Source organism: Kitasatospora sp. NPDC048540 (assembly GCF_040651175.1).
GTDB lineage: Bacteria > Actinomycetota > Actinomycetes > Streptomycetales > Streptomycetaceae > Kitasatospora.
Window position 1 is genome coordinate 1 of record NZ_JBEZIR010000111.1, and the last position, 17,669, is coordinate 17,669.

General features: G+C 73.8%; 14 protein-coding genes. 7 read left to right on the forward strand and 7 right to left on the reverse strand.

The features are described from left to right. Positions 1–43: 43 nt before the first annotated feature. The gene (locus tag AB0D08_RS31295) at positions 44–730 is read right to left on the reverse strand and encodes a VOC family protein (protein ID WP_359893610.1); all 687 of its coding nucleotides are present in this window, start codon (positions 728–730) and stop codon (positions 44–46) included. 233 nt (positions 731–963) lie between these two features. Between AB0D08_RS31295 and AB0D08_RS31300 the strand changes: the two genes are divergently transcribed. From AB0D08_RS31300 to AB0D08_RS31310, 3 genes are all read left to right on the forward strand, one after another. Continuing rightward, positions 964–3,156 carry an ATP-dependent RecD-like DNA helicase gene (locus AB0D08_RS31300; RefSeq protein ID WP_033817689.1) on the forward strand — a complete coding sequence of 731 codons (2,193 nt, stop codon included), beginning with the start codon at positions 964–966 and terminating at the stop codon, positions 3,154–3,156. A 224-nt stretch (positions 3,157–3,380) separates the two neighbouring features. Continuing rightward, positions 3,381–4,670, forward strand: a complete 1,290-nt coding sequence (locus AB0D08_RS31305; RefSeq protein ID WP_359893611.1) for a citrate synthase — start codon at positions 3,381–3,383, stop codon at positions 4,668–4,670. A gap of 601 nt (positions 4,671–5,271) precedes the next feature. After that, positions 5,272–5,991 (forward strand): SDR family oxidoreductase, encoded by a 720-nt coding sequence (locus AB0D08_RS31310; RefSeq protein WP_051811481.1) that lies wholly within the window; start codon positions 5,272–5,274, stop codon positions 5,989–5,991. 43 nt (positions 5,992–6,034) lie between these two features. Here the strand turns inward: AB0D08_RS31310 and AB0D08_RS31315 are convergent, their stop codons facing one another. Next, positions 6,035–8,320 carry a heavy metal translocating P-type ATPase gene (locus tag AB0D08_RS31315; RefSeq protein ID WP_359893613.1) on the reverse strand — a complete coding sequence of 762 codons (2,286 nt, stop codon included), beginning with the start codon at positions 8,318–8,320 and terminating at the stop codon, positions 6,035–6,037. A gap of 92 nt (positions 8,321–8,412) precedes the next feature. Beyond that, positions 8,413–8,631 carry a cation transporter gene (locus tag AB0D08_RS31320; protein WP_033817684.1) on the reverse strand — a complete coding sequence of 73 codons (219 nt, stop codon included), beginning with the start codon at positions 8,629–8,631 and terminating at the stop codon, positions 8,413–8,415. A 283-nt stretch (positions 8,632–8,914) separates the two neighbouring features. Here AB0D08_RS31320 and AB0D08_RS31325 point away from each other — a divergent pair, with 283 nt between their 5' ends. Beyond that, positions 8,915–10,114 (forward strand): PP2C family protein-serine/threonine phosphatase, encoded by a 1,200-nt coding sequence (locus AB0D08_RS31325; RefSeq protein WP_051811479.1) that lies wholly within the window; start codon positions 8,915–8,917, stop codon positions 10,112–10,114. Between the two features lie 15 nt (positions 10,115–10,129). On the opposite strand, the gene dhaL is transcribed toward AB0D08_RS31325, so the two are convergent. Both dhaL and dhaK read right to left on the reverse strand, forming a co-directional pair. After that, positions 10,130–10,894 (reverse strand): dihydroxyacetone kinase subunit DhaL, encoded by a 765-nt coding sequence (gene dhaL / locus AB0D08_RS31330; RefSeq protein WP_359893615.1) that lies wholly within the window; start codon positions 10,892–10,894, stop codon positions 10,130–10,132. A gap of 67 nt (positions 10,895–10,961) precedes the next feature. Then, positions 10,962–11,960: a dihydroxyacetone kinase subunit DhaK gene (gene dhaK / locus AB0D08_RS31335; protein ID WP_359893617.1), complete on the reverse strand. Its 999-nt coding sequence runs from the start codon at positions 11,958–11,960 to the stop codon at positions 10,962–10,964. 140 nt (positions 11,961–12,100) lie between these two features. On the opposite strand from dhaK, the gene AB0D08_RS31340 reads away from it, so the two are divergent. Further along, on the forward strand, positions 12,101–12,493 hold the full coding sequence (locus AB0D08_RS31340; protein WP_033825343.1) for a hypothetical protein: 393 nt from the start codon (positions 12,101–12,103) through the stop codon (positions 12,491–12,493). Positions 12,494–12,509: 16 nt separating this feature from the next. On the opposite strand, the gene AB0D08_RS31345 is transcribed toward AB0D08_RS31340, so the two are convergent. Both AB0D08_RS31345 and AB0D08_RS31350 read right to left on the reverse strand, forming a co-directional pair. Continuing rightward, complete coding sequence (locus tag AB0D08_RS31345) at positions 12,510–14,234, reverse strand: bifunctional 3'-5' exonuclease/DNA polymerase (RefSeq protein WP_359893619.1); 1,725 nt, start codon at positions 14,232–14,234, stop codon at positions 12,510–12,512. Positions 14,235–14,378: 144 nt separating this feature from the next. After that, the gene (locus AB0D08_RS31350; protein ID WP_359893621.1) at positions 14,379–15,050 is read right to left on the reverse strand and encodes a TetR/AcrR family transcriptional regulator C-terminal domain-containing protein; all 672 of its coding nucleotides are present in this window, start codon (positions 15,048–15,050) and stop codon (positions 14,379–14,381) included. A gap of 83 nt (positions 15,051–15,133) precedes the next feature. Here AB0D08_RS31350 and AB0D08_RS31355 point away from each other — a divergent pair, with 83 nt between their 5' ends. Together AB0D08_RS31355 and AB0D08_RS31360 are read left to right on the forward strand one after the other, a co-directional pair. Further along, positions 15,134–15,562: an ester cyclase gene (locus tag AB0D08_RS31355; RefSeq protein ID WP_359893623.1), complete on the forward strand. Its 429-nt coding sequence runs from the start codon at positions 15,134–15,136 to the stop codon at positions 15,560–15,562. A 58-nt stretch (positions 15,563–15,620) separates the two neighbouring features. Continuing rightward, a complete protein-coding gene (locus AB0D08_RS31360) occupies positions 15,621–17,645 on the forward strand; it encodes a M3 family metallopeptidase (protein WP_359893625.1) in 2,025 nt (674 codons plus the stop codon). The last annotated feature ends 24 nt before the right edge of the window (positions 17,646–17,669 follow it).

Consider the following 17,669-nt stretch of genomic DNA (forward strand, 5'->3'; position numbering starts at 1 on the left):
AGGGGGGACCCTGTGGGAGAGTAGGACGCCGCCGAACAATTCTTCAGTAGAAGCCCCTCCGGGTTCCCCGGAGGGGCTTCTCGCATTTCCGGGCCATTGCTGCGAAATGGGCGCCCTGTGGGTCGGTCAGCCGGGCGGTACGGCCGATGCCGGGGCTCTGCCGGGCCGGCTCCCGCAGGACGGCGCCGAGTCGCAGGGCCCGGTCGATGAGACCGTCGATGTCGTCGACCTCCAGGTACGGCAGCCAGTGGGAGCCGAGGCCGGTGGCGGCTTCGGCGGCGCGCAGCTGTCGGATGCCGCCGGTGCTCTCGTGCGGGCCGGCCCCTAGCACGGTGTAGGTTCCGCCCTCGAAGGGGATGTCCCGGCCGGTCCAGCCGAGGGCCGTGCAGTAGAAGGCCTTGGCCGCGGCGGTGTCGACGCTGAGGAGTTCGGTCCAGGGCCGGGTGTCGGTCGGGTCGTCGGTCGCCGGATGGTGGTCCAGGGTGAACTCGGCGCCGGTCGGGTCGCCGAAGCCGTCGGCGCCGGCGGTGCCGCCGGCGGCTAGGATGCGCCTGGTGACGGCGTCCGGGTCGGGGGTCAGGAAGGCCGGTGTCCAGGCCGCAGCGGTGAGCCCGGCCGGGGTCGGCCGGATGGCCGGCAGGGTGCCGTGGTGGCCGGGCAGGGCCCCGTAGAAGGCGGCGGAGGCGGCCGGGTCGGGGCTGTGCAGGACCGGCGGGCCCAGGGTGACCATGGCGGGTGCTCCCTTGCGGGGTGACCGTGCGGTGGGTGCGCGAGCTCTCTCTGCATCGTCGGTCGGGTTGATCGCCGTGGCCACCGCTGTCGGCGCGGGGAGGTACGGTGCGTAGCGGACGGTCACCAGTAGCGAGAGGGGGCCCAGTGGCCACGCAGCAGCGGCAGGCGGCGCAGCCGCAGGGCGGTCAGGCCTCGGGTCAGGTTCCGGGTCAGGCCCAGGTCCAGCGTCAGTTGGCGCAGGTGGAGGGGGTGCTGGAGCGGATCACCTACGCCAACGAGGAGACCGGCTACACGGTGGCCCGGGTGGACACGGGCCGTGGGGCGAACGATCTGCTGACGGTGGTCGGTGCGCTGCTGGGGGCGCAGCCGGGGGAGTCGCTGCGGCTGTTCGGGCGGTGGGGGTCGCATCCGCAGTACGGCAAGCAGTTCACGGTGGAGAACTACACGACGGTGCTGCCGGCGACGGTGCAGGGCATCCAGCGGTATCTCGGGTCGGGGTTGATCAAGGGGATCGGGCCGCGGTTCGCGGAGCGGATCGTGGCGCAGTTCGGGGTGGACACGCTCGAGGTGATCGAGCAGGAGCCGGGCCGGCTGATCGAGGTGCCGGGGCTGGGGCCGAAGCGGACCAGGATGATCGCGGCTGCCTGGGAGGAGCAGAAGGCGATCAAGGAGGTGATGGTCTTCCTGCAGGGGGTGGGGGTGTCGACCTCGCTGGCCGTGCGGATCTACAAGAAGTACGGCGACTCCTCGATCGGTGTGGTGAAGAACGAGCCGTACCGGCTGGCGGCCGATGTCTGGGGCATCGGGTTCCTGACGGCAGACCGGATCGCGCAGGCGGTGGGGATCCCGCACGACAGCCCCGAGCGGGTGAAGGCGGGTCTGCAGTACGCGCTGTCGCAGAGCAGTGATCAGGGGAACTGCTATCTGCCGGAGGAGCGGCTGATCGCGGACGGGGTGAAGCTGCTGCAGGTGGACGTCGGGTTGGTGATCGACTGCCTGGCTGAGCTGGTGGCCGAGGAGGGGGTGGTCAGGGAGCGGGTGCCGGGGGCGGAGGGGCAGCCGGTGACGGCGGTGTACCTGGTGCCGTTCCACCGGGCCGAGGTGTCGCTGTCGAACCAGGTGTTGCGGTTGCTGCGGGCGGAGTCGGACCGGATGCCGGGGTTCGCGGAGGTGGACTGGGAGGCGGCGCTCGGCTGGTTGGCGAAGCGGACGGGGGCCGATCTGGCGCCGGAGCAGCGGGAGTCGGTGCGGTTGGCGCTGACGGAGAAGGTCGCGGTGCTGACGGGCGGGCCGGGTTGCGGCAAGTCGTTCACGGTGAAGTCGATCGTGACGCTGGCGCTGGCGAAGAAGGCGAAGGTGGTGCTGGCGGCGCCGACCGGGCGGGCGGCGAAGCGGTTGGCGGAGCTGACGGGTGCGGAGGCGTCCACGGTGCACCGGTTGTTGGAGCTGCGGCCCGGTGGGGATGCGGCGTACGACCGGGACCGGCCGTTGGACGCGGACCTGGTGGTGGTGGACGAGGCGTCGATGCTGGATCTGATCCTGGCGAACAAGCTGGTGAAGGCGGTGGCGCCGGGGGCGCACCTGCTGTTCGTGGGGGATGTGGACCAGTTGCCGTCGGTGGGGGCGGGTGAGGTGCTGCGGGATCTGCTGGCGCCGGGTGGTCCGGTGCCGTCGGTGCGGTTGACCAGGATCTTCCGGCAGGCGCAGCAGTCGGGGGTGGTGACCAACGCGCACCGGATCAACGAGGGGCTGGTGCCGGTCACGGACGGGTTGCCGGACTTCTTCCTGTTCGCGGAGGACGACACCGAGCGGGCGGCGGGGTTGACGGTGGACGTGGTGGCGCGGCGGATCCCGCAGAGGTTCGGGCTGGATCCGCGGCGGGACGTTCAGGTGCTGGCGCCGATGCACCGGGGGCCGGCGGGGGCGGGGAATCTGAACACGCTGTTGCAGGCGGCGGTGACGCCGGCCCGGGAGGGGTTGGCGGAGCGGCGGTTCGGCGGGCGGACGTTCCGGGTGGGGGACAAGGTGACCCAGATCCGCAACAACTACGAGAAGGGGCTGAACGGGGTCTTCAACGGCACGGTGGGGGTGGTGACCTCGTTGAGTGTGGAGGAGCAGCGGCTGACGGTGCTGACCGACGAGGACGAGGAGGTGCCGTACGACTTCGACGAGCTGGACGAGCTGGCGCACGCGTACGCGGTGACGATCCACCGTTCGCAGGGGAGTGAGTACCCGGCAGTGGTGATTCCCGTCACTACGTCGGCGTGGACGATGCTGCAGCGAAATCTGCTCTACACCGCCGTGACGCGGGCGAAACGACTGGTTGTGCTGGTGGGGTCGCGCAGGGCGATCGGTCAGGCGGTCCGGGCCGTCAGTGCAGGTCGGCGGCATTCGGCGCTGGACCACCGGTTGGCAACTGGATGATCGCCCAAGGGTCGGGTACGGTCGGAGGTTGTCTTGACGTGAAGAGATTTAGGGCGGAACCTGGTCTGGTGCCGATCTTGTCCGGTTCATACCGGCTGCGGCGACAGCTTTTGTAGGACGGGCCCCTTTCCGGCCCACCCCGGGTGCGCGGCCATCCTCCGGATGGGGGATCGTAGAGACGGTCAGGCACTCGGATGAGGATTCATTTCGTCGGTGAGGAAGACGTGAGCGACAAATCGGTAGTACTGCGGTACCAGGACGACGAGTTCGAGTACCCCGTCGTCGAGAGCACTGCGGGCAACGCCGGCTTCGACATCTCGAAGCTGCTCCCGCAGACCGGTCTGGTCACCCTGGACAACGGCTTCGGCAACACCGCTGCGTACAAGTCGGCGATCACCTTCGTCGACGGTGACAACGGCATCCTCCGCTACCGCGGCTACCCGATCGAGCAGCTCGCCGAGCGCGGCAACTTCATCGAGACGGCGTACCTGCTGATCAACGGTGAGCTGCCGACCGAGGGCGAGCTCGCGGTCTTCACCAACGAGATCACCCAGCACACCCTGCTGCACGAGGACGTGAAGCGCTTCTACCAGGGCTTCCCGCGGGACGCCCACCCGATGGCGATGCTGTCCTCGGTGGTCGGTGCGCTCTCGACGTTCTACCCGGAGAGCCACAACCCGTTCGACGCGGCCCAGCGTCACCTGTCGACGGTCCGCCTGCTGGCGAAGCTGCCGACCATCGCGGCGTACGCGTACAAGAAGGCGATGGGCCAGCCCTTCGTCTACCCGCGCAACGACCTGAGCTACGTGGAGAACTTCCTCCGGATGACCTTCGCGGTCCCCGCCGAGGACTACGAGCTCAACCCGGTGATCGTCAACGCGCTGGACAAGCTGCTGATCCTGCACGCGGACCACGAGCAGAACTGCTCGACGTCCACGGTGCGCCTGGTCGGTTCCAGCCACGCCAACCTGTTCGCCTCGATCTCGGCGGGCATCTCGGCGCTGTGGGGTCCGCTGCACGGCGGCGCCAACCAGGCCGTGCTGGAGATGCTGGACCAGATCAAGAAGGACGGCGGCGACGTCGACGCCTTCATCCGCAAGGTCAAGAACCGCGAGGACGGCGTGAAGCTCATGGGCTTCGGTCACCGCGTGTACAAGGCCTTCGACCCGCGTGCCGCGCTGGTCAAGGAGCTGGCGCACGAGGTCCTCGGCCAGCTGGGCAAGTCCGACGAGCTGCTGGACATCGCGCTCAAGCTGGAGGAGCACGCGCTGAGCGACGACTTCTTCGTCTCGCGCAAGCTCTACCCGAACGTGGACTTCTACACCGGTCTGATCTACCGCGCCATGGGCTTCCCGACCAGCATGTTCACCGTGCTGTTCGCGCTCGGCCGGCTGCCGGGCTGGATCGCCCACTGGCACGAGATGATCAACGACCCGACCAGCCGGATCGGCCGTCCGCGGCAGATCTACACCGGCACCGCGATCCGCGACTACGTGCCGCTCGACGCCCGCTGAGCGAGGCGTCGCCCCCGGGTGTGACGAAGGGCCCGGCCGCACCAGGCGGCCGGGCCCTTCGGCGTCCGCGGGCGGGGTGTGGGCCACCCGGGGACACAAGCTGCGCGCACGACGCCCGGGAGTGACCGGGGCCCGGAGACGGCCGCTCAAAGCGTCCCGGACCTGGTCGTACCCCGGCGTCGTGCGCCAAGGCCGTCGATGTCGGTCGATGGTCGGTCGATGCCGACGGCCGTCCCGGGGCCCGCCGGAGCCCCGTCGGCGGCAGAGGCCGAGGGCGGGCACGGTGGTTCCACCGGTCCCGCGCACCGAAAGCTGCCGCGCTGTACAAGGTAAGACGTAACTGGGGGCGCAAAGTTACGGGTAGAGGGTGTGAGTTGGCTCTCGCCACGCTCCGTGTGCGCCTGGTGCCACCCCTCGTAAGGCTTCCGCTGTCGCCTCTCGGGCGGGCCCGTTCGCGGCCCTTATCACACCCTACGTCGGGCGCGCTGTGTCACCCTCCTCGCAGTCATGGCAACCCAGCGTGATAGGAATCGGACCATTCCGGACGGACCGCCCCGCAAGTGCGGCGGAGCGGTGGCTGGGCAGGGAGGGTGTTGCGCAGATGACCAGGAACGTCGTGGTGACCGGTGGTGGCACCGGTATCGGGTACGAGGTGGCTCGGCGGTTCGCCCAGGCGGGCGAAGAGGTGGTGATCGTCGGGCGGCGGCGGGCGGTGCTGGAACGGGCCGCGGCCGAGCTCGGTCCCCGGGTGACCCCGGTGGTGTGCGACCTCGCCGACCCGGACGCGGTGGAGGCCGTGCTGCCGTCGCTGCCGGAGCGGATCGACGTCCTGGTGAACAACGCCGGCAGCCGGGAGACCGTGATCGGCGCCGGGCCGCACGCGGTGCTGGCCCGCTGGCGCGGGGACTTCGAACGCAACGTGCTCACCGTGGTGATGCTCACCGAGTCGATCCGCGACCGGCTCACCCCGGGCTCCGGCCGGGTGGTCACGGTCAGCTCGATCGCCGCGCTGCGCGGAGCCGGCTCGTACGGGGCGGCCAAGGCCTCGCTGCACGCCTGGAACCACTTCCTGGCGGCCCAGCTCGGTCCCTCCGGCATCACCGCCAACATCGTGGCGCCGGGTACCGTCTCGGGCACCGAGTTCTTCGGGCCGCGGCTGGACGAGGCGGAGGTCTCCCGGCGGGCGGCCCGCACCCTGGTCGGCCGGATCGGCGAGTCCGGCGAGGTCGCGTCGGCGGTCTACTTCCTGGCCTCGCCGGACGCCGGGTTCATCACCGGCGAGATCCTGCACTGCAACGGCGGCGAGCTGCTCGGACGGTGACGCCGTCCGGGCCCGCCCGCCGCCGCAGGTGCGGGGCGGCGGGTCAGGAGGCCCGGAAGTTGCGCAGCCGCAGGCTGTTGGTGACCACGAAGACCGAGGAGAAGGCCATCGTGGCGGCGGCCACCACCGGGTTGAGCAGCCCGGCCGCGGCGAGCGGGATCGCGGCCACGTTGTAGGCGAACGCCCAGAACAGGTTGCCCTTGATGGTGGCCAGGGTGCGGCGGGCGAGCCGGATCGCGTCGGCGGCCGAGCGCAGGTCGCCGCGGACCAGGGTCAGGTCGCCGGCCTCGATCGCCGCGTCCGTCCCGGTGCCCATGGCGAGGCCGAGGTCGGCCTGGGCGAGCGCGGCGGCGTCGTTGACGCCGTCGCCGACCATCGCCACCGAGTGGCCCTGTGCCTGCAGCCGCCGGACCTCGGCGACCTTCTGCTCCGGCAGGACCTCGGCCAGGACGTCCTGGGGGGCGATCCCGACCTCGGCGGCGACCGATGCCGCGACCGCCCGGTTGTCACCGGTCAGCAGGACCGGGCGCAGGCCCAGGGCGCGCAGTTCGGCGACGGCCGCGGCGCTGGTCGGCTTCACGGTGTCGGCGATCTCCAGGACGGCCCGGGCGGCGCCGTCCCAGCCGACCGCGACGGCGGTCCGGCCGGCGGCCTCGGCGGCGCGGACGGCCTCGGCCAGGGCGGGCGGCAGCAGGTGCCCGCGGTCGGCCAGCAGGGCCGGCCGGCCGACCAGGACGGCGTGCCCGTCCACGTGGCCCCGTACGCCGAGCCCGGGGGTGTTCTCGAAGCCGTCGACGGCGGGCAGTGCGCCCAGCCGTTCGGCGGCGGCGCCGGCCACGGCCGCCGCTATCGGGTGCTCGGAGGCGTGCTCCAGCGCGCCGGCCAGGCGCAGCGCCTCGGCCTCGCCGGTGCCGTCCGCGGTGTGCACCGCGACCAGGGACATCCGGCCCGTGGTGACGGTGCCGGTCTTGTCCAGGACGACGGTGTCCACCCGGCGGGTGGTCTCCAGGACCTCGGGGCCCTTGATCAGGATCCCCAGCTGGGCGCCCCGGCCGGTGCCGACCATGAGCGCGGTCGGGGTGGCCAGGCCCAGGGCGCACGGGCAGGCGATGATCAGTACCGCGACGGCGGCGGTGAACGCCCCGGTGGGGCTGCCGGTGGCCAGCAGGTGGGCGACCAGGGTGGTGAGCGCGATCAGGACCACCACCGGGACGAAGACCGCGGAGATCCGGTCGGCCAGCCGCTGCGCGGCGGCCTTCCCGTTCTGCGCCTCCTCGACCAGGCGGGCCATCCGGGCCAGCTGGGTGTCGGCGCCGATCCGGGTGGCCTCGACCACCAGCCGTCCGCCCGCGTTGACGGTGGCGCCGGTGACCGGGTCGCCGGCCGTGACCTCCACCGGGACGGACTCGCCGGTGAGCATCGAGGCGTCGACCGCCGAGCTGCCCTCGACCACGGTGCCGTCGGTGGCGATCTTCTCGCCGGGCCGGACCACGAACCGGGTGCCGACCGTGAGCAGGGAGACCGGGAGCCGGACCTCGTGGCCGTCGCGGAGGACCGCGACGTCCTTGGCGCCCAGGTCGAGCAGGGCGTGCAGGGCCGCTCCGGCCCGGCGCCTGGAGCGGGCCTCCAACCAGCGGCCGAGCAGGATCAGCACGGTGACGGCGGCGGCGGTCTCCAGGTAGAGCGTGCTCGACGCGTCCTCGCCGCCGACCGCCAGGGTGAAGCCGTGCCGCATGCCCGGCATCCCGGCGTGGCCGAGGAACAGCGCCCACACGGACCAGCCGAACGCGGCCAGGGTGCCCAGCGAGACCAGGGTGTCCATGGTGGCGGCGCCGTGCCGGAGGTTGGTCCAGGCGGCGCGGTGGAACGGCAGGCCGCCGTGGACGACGACCGGGCCGGTGAGGGCGAAGGCCAGCCACTGCCAGTTGTCGAACTGCAGGGCGGGGACCATCGACAGCAGGACCACCGGGACGGCCAGCGCGGCGCTGACCAGCAGCCGGTCGCGGAGCGGGTCGGGCCCGGCGGCGGGCCGTTCGGTGGCCGCGGCCTGCCCCGGGGCGGGGTGCGCGGCCGGTTCGGGGGGCAGCGGGGGCGGGGGGAGCTCCGCGGTGTAGCCGGTCCGCTCCACGGTGGCGATCAGGTCGGCCACGCTCACCGCCGGGCCGAAGTCGACCCGGGCCCGTTCGGTGGCGAAGTTCACCGTGGCCTCGACGCCGTCCATCCGGTTGAGCTTCTTCTCGATCCGCGCCGCGCAGGAGGCGCAGGTCATCCCGCCGATCGACAGTTCCACCCGCTCGGTGGCGGGGGCTATGCCCTGGGTGGTGCTCATGGCTCGGTCTGCTCCGATCGGAAGAGCCGGTGAGGGGGGAAGGGCCGGGGTCGGGGCGGCCGCGGTCCACCGGGACCGCCCCGCGGCGGGGCTCAGACCGCCTGGCCGACCAGGGCGAATCCGGCCTCGTCGATGGCGGCCCGGAGCTGCTCCTCGGCCAGCGGCGCCGCCGCCGACACGGTCACCGTGCCGGCCTTGGCGTCCGCCGCGACCTCGGTGACGCCGGGCAGGACGGAGACCTCGGCGCTCACCGACTTCTCGCAGTGGCCGCAGCTCATGCCGGTGACGGTGTAGGTGATGGTGCTGGACACGGGGACCTCCGGAAGTGGGGCGGCGCGGGCGGCCGCCCGCGGGTCTGGCTACTCACAACACCATACCCCCCAGGGGTATTTCAGGGTGGGGCGGTGCGTGTGCTCTGCATCGCAGCATGGCTGCCGCCGGCCGCAACCCCGGCACCGGATCGCGGGGATTCGCCCGTTCTGGTGCCCGGTCGGCCGAGCGGCCCAACCGGAGCCGCGGGCCGTCCCGGCGTCCCCGCGAGCCCGCCCGCCGGGACGCGGCGCGGGGGGACCAGGTGTCCGATATGTTCGAAAGGTGTCCTGGAACAGCCGCGGCAGGCCCGGCCTGCCCAGAGCCGGCGCGGTGCCGCAGTCCCGCCGCAGCCGGGCGCTGCTCGCCACCGACCTGCAGGATCTCTCGTTCCGGCGCCGGGCCGCGCCCGCCGCACTCGCCATCCTGATCGTCACACTGGCCGACTTCCTCTCCGGCCAGGACCGCTACCTCGCCCCGCTCATGGTGGTCGTCCCGTCCATCGCCGGGCTCACCCTGCGGCCGATGGAACTGCTGTCGGTCTGCGCGGTCGGCCTGGCCGCGCTGATCGGCCTGAGCTACTACGACCAGGTGGCCGACCTCAACGACGGCCGGTTCCTGTTCGGCGCGATGCTCAGCTACTTCGCGCTTACCGTCTTCAGCGCCTGGGTGGCGAGCCTGCGGATGCGCCGCGCGGCGGCGTTCGCGGCTGTCAGCTCGGTCGCCGAGGCCGCGCAGCGGGCGCTGCTGCGCCAGCCCGAACCGGCCGTCGGGCCGCTGCGCCTCGCCGTCCGGTACGTCTCCGCGGCGGACGCCGCCCGGATCGGCGGTGACCTGTACTCGGTGCTGGAGACACCGAACGGCACCCGGGTGCTGGTGGGCGACGTCCGCGGCAAGGGGCTGGGCGCGGTGCAGACCGCGGCCGTGGTGCTCGGCGCGTTCCGTGAGGCGGCCTACGACGAGCGGCGGCTGCCCGAGGTCGCGGCCCGGATCGAGGCCAGCGTGCAGCGGCACGTACCGGACGGTGAGTTCACCACCGCGCTGTTCGCCGAGTTCGGTGAGGGGGAGCAGGTCGAGCTGCTGCACTTCGGGCACGTACCGCCGATCCAGGTCGGGCGGGACGGCGCGGTGACGGTGCTGGAGGCCGCCGACCCGTGGGTGCCGCTCGGGCTCGGCAGCCTCGCGGTCGGGGAGCCGGAGGCGATGCGGGTGCCGTTCGGCGCGAGCGACGTCCTGGTGCTGTACACCGACGGGGTGGTGGAGGCCAGGCACCACAGCACCGGTGACTTCTACCCGCTGGCCGAGCGGGTCGGCCCGCTGGTGTCGGGGGCGGCCCGCTCCCCGGCCGAACTGGAGTCGGCGGTCGGCCGGGTCTACGCCGACCTGCTGGTGCACACCGGCGGTGAGCTCGGGGACGACGCGCTGCTGATGCTGATCAGCCGCGCCGACGGGAACGGCACCGGGCGCCCCGGCCGGTCCGGCTGACCCGCCCGGTCCGGCTCACCCGGGTGGCCCGGCCGATGGCGCCCCGGCGGCGGTGGCCAGTGCCCGCAGCAGCAGTGCGGTGGACTGTGCGCCCGGGTCGCGGTGGCCGGTGCTGCGCGGGCCGAGGTAGGAGGCCCGGCCCTTGCGGGCCTGGAGCGGTTCGGTGGCGGCGGCGCCCTGTTCGGCGGCCCGGGCGGCGGCCTCGGCGGCCTGCGGCAGCCCCCGGTCGGCGGCGGCCCGGAACGCCTCCACCGCCGGGGCCAGGGCGTCCACCATGGTCTTGTCGCCGAGGACGGCCCCGCCGAGCCCCTGCACCGCCGCCAGCCCGGCGGCCAGCGCCGCGGCCAGTTGGGCGGCGTCCGCCGGCCCGTCGGGCAGCGCCGCGCCCATCGCCCGCAGCGCGCTGCCGTACAGCGGGCCGCTGGCGCCGCCGACCGTCGAGATCAGCGTGGTGCCGGCGGTGCGCAGCAGGTCGCGGGGGCTGTCCTGATCGGTGCCGTCCTGTCCGGTGCTGTCCGGCTCGCTGCCGTCCGGTCGGGTGCCGGGTGGTCCCGGGTCCGCCGTGGGGTCGGGGAGCAGCAGGCGGACGGCGGTGAAGCCGCGGCGCAGGTTGCTGCCGTGGTCGCCGTCGCCGATCGCCGAGTCGAGGGCGGTCAGCTCCTGTTCGTGCTCCTCGACGGCGCGGGCGGCGGCCGCCAGCCAGGCGGCGGCTAGGGCGGTGTCCAGGGTGCCCGGGGCATCCTGGCCGCCGGGGCCGTCCGGGCCGTCCTGGGTGTTCATCGGCGGTCTCCTCGGCAGTCGGGGGCGGGGCGGAGGCGGGGCGGGGGTGGTTCGGGCGGGTGGGCCGTCAGGACCAGTGCAGGGCCGGGGTGGCCACCGGGGCGTCCCAGAGGTCCAGCAGTTCGTCGTCGGCCTTGGCCAGGGTGAGGGAGAACCCGGCCATGTCCAGGCTGGTGACGTAGTTGCCGACCAGGTTGCGGGCGATCTCCAGGCCGTGTCCGGCGAGCCGGGCGTGCACCTCGCCGAAGACCAGGTACAGCTCCAGCAGCGGGGTCGCCCCGAGGCCGTTCACCAGGGCGATCAGCCGGTCGCCGGCGGCCAGGGCGCGGTGGTCGGCGAGGATGGTGTCGACCACCTCGGCGGCCAGGTCCCGGGCGGGGCGCAGCGGCTCGCGGCGCCGGCCCGGTTCGCCGTGGATGCCGACGCCGACCTCGATCGCGTCCTCGGGCAGGTCGAAGCCGGGGCGTCCGGCGGCGGGCACGGTGGCGGCGGTGAGGGCGATGGCGAAGGACCGGGAGGCGGCGTTCACCCGAGCGGCGAGGGCGGCGACCTCGTCAAGGCCGGCGCCGCGTTCGGCGAGGGCCCCGGCGGCTTTCTCGACCAGGACGGTGGCCCCGGTGCCGCGGCGCCCGGCCGTCCAGGTGGAGTCCTCGACCGCGACGTCGTCGTCGACCAGGACGGTGCGGACCTCGATGCCCTGCTCGTCGGCGAGTTCGGCGGCGAGCCGGAAGTTCATCACGTCGCCGGTGTAGTTCTTGACCACCAGCAGGACGCCCCGGCCCTGCTCGACGGTGCGGATGGCGGTGAGCACCTGGTCGGGGACGGGGGAGGTGAAGATCTCGCCGGGGCAGGCCGCGTCCAGCATGCCGGGCCCGACGAAGCCGGCGTGCAGTGGTTCGTGGCCGGAGCCGCCGCCGGAGACCAGGGCGACCTTCGGGCGGCCGGGCCGGTCCGCTCTGGCGATCACCCGCGCGGTCAGGTCGACGGCCAGGCCCGGGTGGGCGGCGGCGAACCCGGCCAGTGCGTCCGGCAGGACCGTCGCCGGGTCGTTGATCAGCTTCTTCACGGTGGTGGCTCCCCTCGGCGGGTCCCGCGGGCCCTCGGGTCGACGGTACGCCGGGCCCGGCCGCCGTCGTCCCCGGCCGTCCGGCGTGGCCCGGAGCGAACCCGAACGGCCGCATCGCCGGGCGGAGTTACGCTCGTCCCATGGATGTTGTGGTGGCGGTCGTCCTGGTCTCGCACAGCGCCGCGCTCGCCGGGGGGCTGCGCGAGCTGCTGGCGGAGCTGGGCGGCGGGCGGGTGACCGTGCTGGTGGCGGCGGGGACGGCGGACGGCGGTCTCGGCACGGGGTACGAGCTGATCGCCGAGGCGGTGCGGGTGGCGGACGGCGGCGCCGGGGTGGTGCTGGTGCCCGACCTCGGAAGTTCGGTGCTGACCGCCCGCGCGGTGCTGGCCGACCTGCCGGGCGGCGGGGCGGTGCTGGTGGACGCGCCGTTCGTGGAGGGTGCGGTGGCCGCGGTGGTGACGGCGTCCACCGGGGCGGGGCTGGCCGAGGTGGCGGCGGCGGCCGAACAGGCCTGGCACCACCGCAAGTTCTGACGCGGGACGGGGGCGGCTACTTGGCGTCGGAGTAGCGCTCGACCACGGCGGTGCTGAGCGGGAAGCGGACCGGGGTGTCGCCGAACACCAGGACCCGGGCCTCCTCGCCGGCCTCGCCGACCGCCGCCGCGACCTGGTCCGCGAGGTCGAGCGGGGTGTGCACCATGACCTCGTCGTGCTGGAAGAACACCAGGTGCGGGCGGTCCTCGCCGCTGCTGAGCGCGGTCAGCCGGCGGCGTAGCGAGGCCAGCACGGCCAGCGCCCAGTCGGCGCCGCTGGCCTGGATGACGAAGTTGCGGGTGAACCGGCCGCGGGCGCGGGCCGAGCGGCCCCCGGTGTCGGCCGCCGTCTCGGGGGCCTCGGTGAGGTCGAGCCAGGCCGCGGACGGCGGTGGGCAGGCGCGGCCGAGCCTGGAGTGCACCACGCCGCCGTCCTCGCCGGTGCGGGCGGCGGCCTCGACGTACCCCATCGCGGCCGGGTAGCGGCGGCGCAGGGTGGCCAGCAGCGGGCCGATGTCGCCGCTGGTCTGGCCGTACATGGCGCCGAGCAGGCCGAGTTTGGCCTTCTCCCGGTCACCCTGGAAGGCGGTGGCGGCGAGCGCCTCGTACAGGTCGCCGCCGGCGGCGCTGCGGGCGAGGCCGGCGTCCTGGGAGAGCGCGGCGAGCACGCGTGGTTCGAGCTGGGCGGCGTCGGCGACGACCAGGGCCCAGCCGGGGTCGGCGACCACGGCGCCGCGCAGCACCCGGGGGATCTGCAGCGCGCCGCCGCCGCGGCTGGCCCAGCGCCCGGAGACCACGCCGCCGACCACGTACTCGGGCCGGAACCGGCCGCCGCGCGCCCAGGTGTCCTGCCAGGCCCAGCCGTGGGCGGCGTGCAGCCGGGAGAGCTCCTTGTAGCGGATCATCAGGGCGGCCGCGGGGTGGTCCACCGAGCGCAGCTCCCAGCTGCGGGTGGAGCTCAGCTGGATGCCCTGGTCGGCGAAGGCGCGCAGCACCTGGGTGTGCGAGTCGGGGTTGAACGGGCGGGCGCCGAGGGCCTGCTGGAGTTCGACGGTGAGTTCGGCCAGCCGTCTTGGCGGGGTGCCGGGGATGGCCGGGCGTGGGCCGAGCAGGTCGGTGAGCAGCAGGTCGTGGACGTCGGCGCGCCAGGGCAGGCCGTCGTACGCCATCTCGGCGGCCAGCAGGGCGCCGGCGGATTCGGCGGCGGTGAGCAGCCGGAAGCGGGCGCGGGCGGCGGGGTCGGCGATGGCGGCGATCCGGCGCTGCTGCTCGGCGTGGACGGCCACCACGGCGGCCAGCTGGTCGGTGCCCGGGGGGAGTTGGAGGCGGTCGGGGGTGAACAGGCTGTCCTGGTCGTCGACGGCGGCCTCGGGGAGGTCGGCGGGGACGGGCCGGCGGTTCAGCCTGGCCCAGGCGGCGCCGAGCGAGCGGGGCGCACCCCAGTGGCCCTCGTGGCCGAGCAGCAGGGCCTCGGTGAGTCGCAGGTCGTGGCAGCGGGCGAGGCGCAGGGGCAGGAGCGGGGTGTAGCCGCTGTCGGCGGCGGCCCAGACCCAGCGGGGCTGCCCGGCGGTCTCGATCGCGGCCACGGCGGTGGTGAGGGCGGGGTGGTGGACCGGGGGGCCGAGCGGGGTGCCGGTGTCGTCCAGTGGTTGCAGGCGGCCGCCGGGGCCGTGCGGGTCGGGTGCGAGGGCGTAGCGGGGTGCGCTGGGTGGTGGTGCGGCGGGGGTGGCGGGGGTGGCCATCGGCGGTGCCTCCTCTCGTGGGCGGGATGCGGGTGGTCCGCGGGGCGGGTCCGACGGTAGCGGGTGGGTCGGACAGTGGCGGGCAGGCCCGGTCGGCCGGTCGTGGTCGGACGGCCGGTCGTGGTCGGCCGGTCGTGGTCCGGTTCAGCGGGGGGTGGCGGCGAGGCCTGTGATCAGGGCGTCCAGGGCGAGGTCGAAGCGGGCCTGGTGGTCGGCCGGGGTGCCGAGGCCGTCGGCGACGGCGGCGGCCAGGGTGGGGAATCCGGTCAGGTCGGGGGCGGGTGCGGGCTCCTCGGGGTGGCCCGGGGTGGTGGCGGCCTCGGCGAGGCAGTGGCCGATCACGAAGGTGGCGACGGCGTTGACGATCCGCAGTGCGAGGAGCGGGGGGAGGCCGGCCCGGCCGAGTGCGGCGGCGGTCTCCTCGACCGCCCGCAGGGCGTCGGGGGAGCCGACCGGGCGGGTGGCGACCAGCGGGATCACCCCGGGGTGGCGCAGCAGTTGGGTGCGGAAGGCGACCGCGAAGGCGCGCAGCCGGGCGGGCCAGTGCGCGGGGTCGTCGGCGGTGGGGTCGTCGACTGGGTCGTCGGCACCGGCCGGGGGGCCGGGCCGGACGGCGGCGACCACCAGTTCGACCAGGCCGTCCAGCAGGGCGCCCTTGTTGGGGACGTAGTGGTAGAGCGTCATGGCCTCGACGCCGAGTTCGGTGCCGAGCCGGCGCATCGAGAGTCGCTCGACGCCTTCGCGGTCGGCGAGTTCGAGCGCGGCCCGGAGCACCTTGGTGCGGTTGAGCCCGGCGCGCCTGGCGGTCGCTGCCATGGTGGTCCCCTTGACTTTCTTACGGCGTAAGAGCACAGTACTGCGCGACGGCACTCTTACACTGTAAGAAAGAGCGTGGAACGATGGGCACCGAGCAGAACAAGCAGTTGGTCGCCGGCTTCTTCACGGCGCTGAACGAATACCGGATCGACGATCTCGGGGACTACCTGGCGGCCGACGTGATCGACCACAACAAGATCATCCACGGTGAGCCGGACGAGCCGGGCGCCGCCTTCGCGGCGATCGAGACCCAGCTGACGGCCCTGGCGCCGTACCGGGCCGAGATCGACCGGCTGACCGCCGAGGGCGACACGGTGGTCGCCCGGATCACCCAGAGCGGCGTCAGCTCCGGCGCGCACCCGCGGATGCCGAGGCCGACCGGCCGCTCCTTCCGCAACGAGGCGATCTTCGAGTTCACCGTGCGGGACGGCCGGATCAGCGAGATCCGGGGCGTCTCCGACCGCCTCGGCCTCTTCCTCCAACTCGGCTGGGACTGGCCCGCCATCGACTGACGGGCCATCGGAAAATCGACGGTAGGCAGTGCGGACACCACCGCGTAGGGTCGGTCGAATGAGTCTCAACCCCTTCTTCGAGCCCAGCACCCTGGACTACGAACTGCCGCCCTTCGCCGAGATCCGGGAAGAGCACTACGCGCCCGCCTTCGAGCGCGGCATGGCCGACCAGCTCGCCGAGATCGCGGCGATCACCGCCGATCCGCGGCCGGCCGACTTCGAGAACACCGTGGTGGCGCTGGAGCGCTCCGGCGCGCTGCTGCGCCGGGTCGTCCTGGTCTTCTTCAACCAGTCCGGCTCCGACGCCACCGCCGCCGTGCAGGAGCTGGACGCCGAGATCAGCCCGCGGCTGGCCGCGCACGACGACGCGATCCAGCTCGACCAGGCCCTGTTCGCCCGGCTCGACACCCTCCACCGGCAGCGCGAGACGCTGGGGCTCGACGCCCAGTCGCTGCGGCTGCTGGAGCGCCACCACACCCGGCTGGTACGGGCCGGCGCCCGGCTCGGCGCCGACGAGCAGCGGCGCCTGCGCGAGATCAACACCGAACTCGCCTCCGGCGCGGCCGCCTTCCGCAAGAACCTGCGCGCCGCCAACAAGGAGCGGGCGATCGTGCTGGACCGGGCCGAGGAACTGGCGGGCCTGTCCGAGGACGCCGTCGCCGCGGCCGCCGAGAACGGCCGCGCGCTCGGTCTGGACGGCCGGTACGTACTCAGCCTGAAGAACATCACCAACCAGCCCGAGCTCGCCCAGCTCACCGACCGCGCCCTGCGCGAACGGCTGCTGACCGCGGCCCTCGGCCGGGCCGCCGACACCAACGGCCCGCTGGCGATCCGGCTGGCCGGCCTGCGGGCCGAGCGCGCCGCCCTGCTCGGCCACCCGACCTTCGCCGACCACGTGATCGCCGACGAGACGGCCGGCACGGTGGCCGCCGTCGAGGCGCTGCTCGCCCGGGTGGTGGCCCCCGCCGTCGCCAACGCCGAACGCGAGCGCGCCGAACTCGCCGCGGCCGCCGCGGCCGACGGGATCACCGACCTCGGCGCGCACGACTGGGCCTACTACGCCGAGAAGGTCCAGCAGTCCACCTACCGGCTGGACGCCTCGGCGCTGCGTCCGTACCTGGAGCTGGAGCGGGTGCTGCAGGACGGCGTGTTCTTCGCCGCCGGGCTCGCCTACGGCCTGACCTTCACCGAGCGCACCGACCTGACGGCGTACCACCCGGACGCCCGGACCTTCGAGGTCTTCGAGGCGGACGGCACCCCGCTCGGCCTGTTCCTCGCCGACTTCCACGCCCGTGACACCAAGCGCGGCGGCGCCTGGATGAACGAACTGGTCCAGCAGTCGGAGCTGCTGGGCAAGCGCCCGGTGGTGGTCAACAACCTCAACATCGCCAAGCCCGCGCCCGGCGAGCCCGCGCTGCTCAGCTGGGACGAGGTGCGGACGCTGTTCCACGAGTTCGGGCACGCGCTGCACGGCCTGTTCTCGGCGGTCCGCTACCCGCTGTTCTCCGGCACCGAGGTGCCGCGCGACTTCGTCGAGTTCCCCTCGCAGGTCAACGAGGTGTGGATGACCTGGCCCGAGGTGCTGGCCAACTACGCCCGGCACCACCGCACCGGCGAGCCGCTGCCCGCCGAGCTGCTGGAGCGGCTGGAGGCCGCCGGGACCTTCGGCCAGGGCTTCCGCACCGTCGAGTACCTCGCGGCGGCCGTGCTCGACCTGGCCTGGCACACCGTGCCCGCCGGGGTGGAGATCGCCGACGCCGAGGAGTTCGAGGCCGCCGCGCTGGCCAAGGCCGGCCTGGACGTGCCGGGGATCCCGCCGCGCTACCGCACCACCTACTTCAGCCACTCCTTCTCGGACGACTACAGCGCCGGCTACTACGCCTACCTGTGGTCCGAGGTGCTGGACGCCGACACCGTGGAGTGGTTCCGCAGCAACGGCCGCAGCGTGCGCGACAGCGGCGAGGTGTTCCGGGCCGAGCTGCTCTCCCGGGGCGGCAGCCGCGACGCGCTCGAGTGCTTCCGGGCCGTGGTCGGCCGCGAGCCCGACACCACGCCGCTGCTGGCCCGCCGCGGATTGCTCTGATCCCCGGCCGCCCCGGGCCGCCGG

Bases quoted from the DNA above. Each gene is read 5' to 3' on its own strand.
- AB0D08_RS31355 (WP_359893623.1), top strand. From the start codon at position 15,134: ATGGGCACCGAGCAGAACAAGCAGTTGGTCGCCGGCTTCTTCACGGCG.
- AB0D08_RS31340 (WP_033825343.1), top strand. From the start codon at position 12,101: ATGGATGTTGTGGTGGCGGTCGTCCTGGTCTCGCACAGCGCCGCGCTC.
- AB0D08_RS31310 (WP_051811481.1), top strand. From the start codon at position 5,272: ATGACCAGGAACGTCGTGGTGACCGGTGGTGGCACCGGTATCGGGTAC.
- AB0D08_RS31360 (WP_359893625.1), top strand. From the start codon at position 15,621: ATGAGTCTCAACCCCTTCTTCGAGCCCAGCACCCTGGACTACGAACTG.
- dhaL (WP_359893615.1), bottom strand. From the start codon at position 10,894: ATGAACACCCAGGACGGCCCGGACGGCCCCGGCGGCCAGGATGCCCCG.
- AB0D08_RS31315 (WP_359893613.1), bottom strand. From the start codon at position 8,320: ATGAGCACCACCCAGGGCATAGCCCCCGCCACCGAGCGGGTGGAACTG.
- AB0D08_RS31345 (WP_359893619.1), bottom strand. From the start codon at position 14,234: ATGGCCACCCCCGCCACCCCCGCCGCACCACCACCCAGCGCACCCCGC.
- AB0D08_RS31350 (WP_359893621.1), bottom strand. From the start codon at position 15,050: ATGGCAGCGACCGCCAGGCGCGCCGGGCTCAACCGCACCAAGGTGCTC.
- AB0D08_RS31295 (WP_359893610.1), bottom strand. From the start codon at position 730: ATGGTCACCCTGGGCCCGCCGGTCCTGCACAGCCCCGACCCGGCCGCC.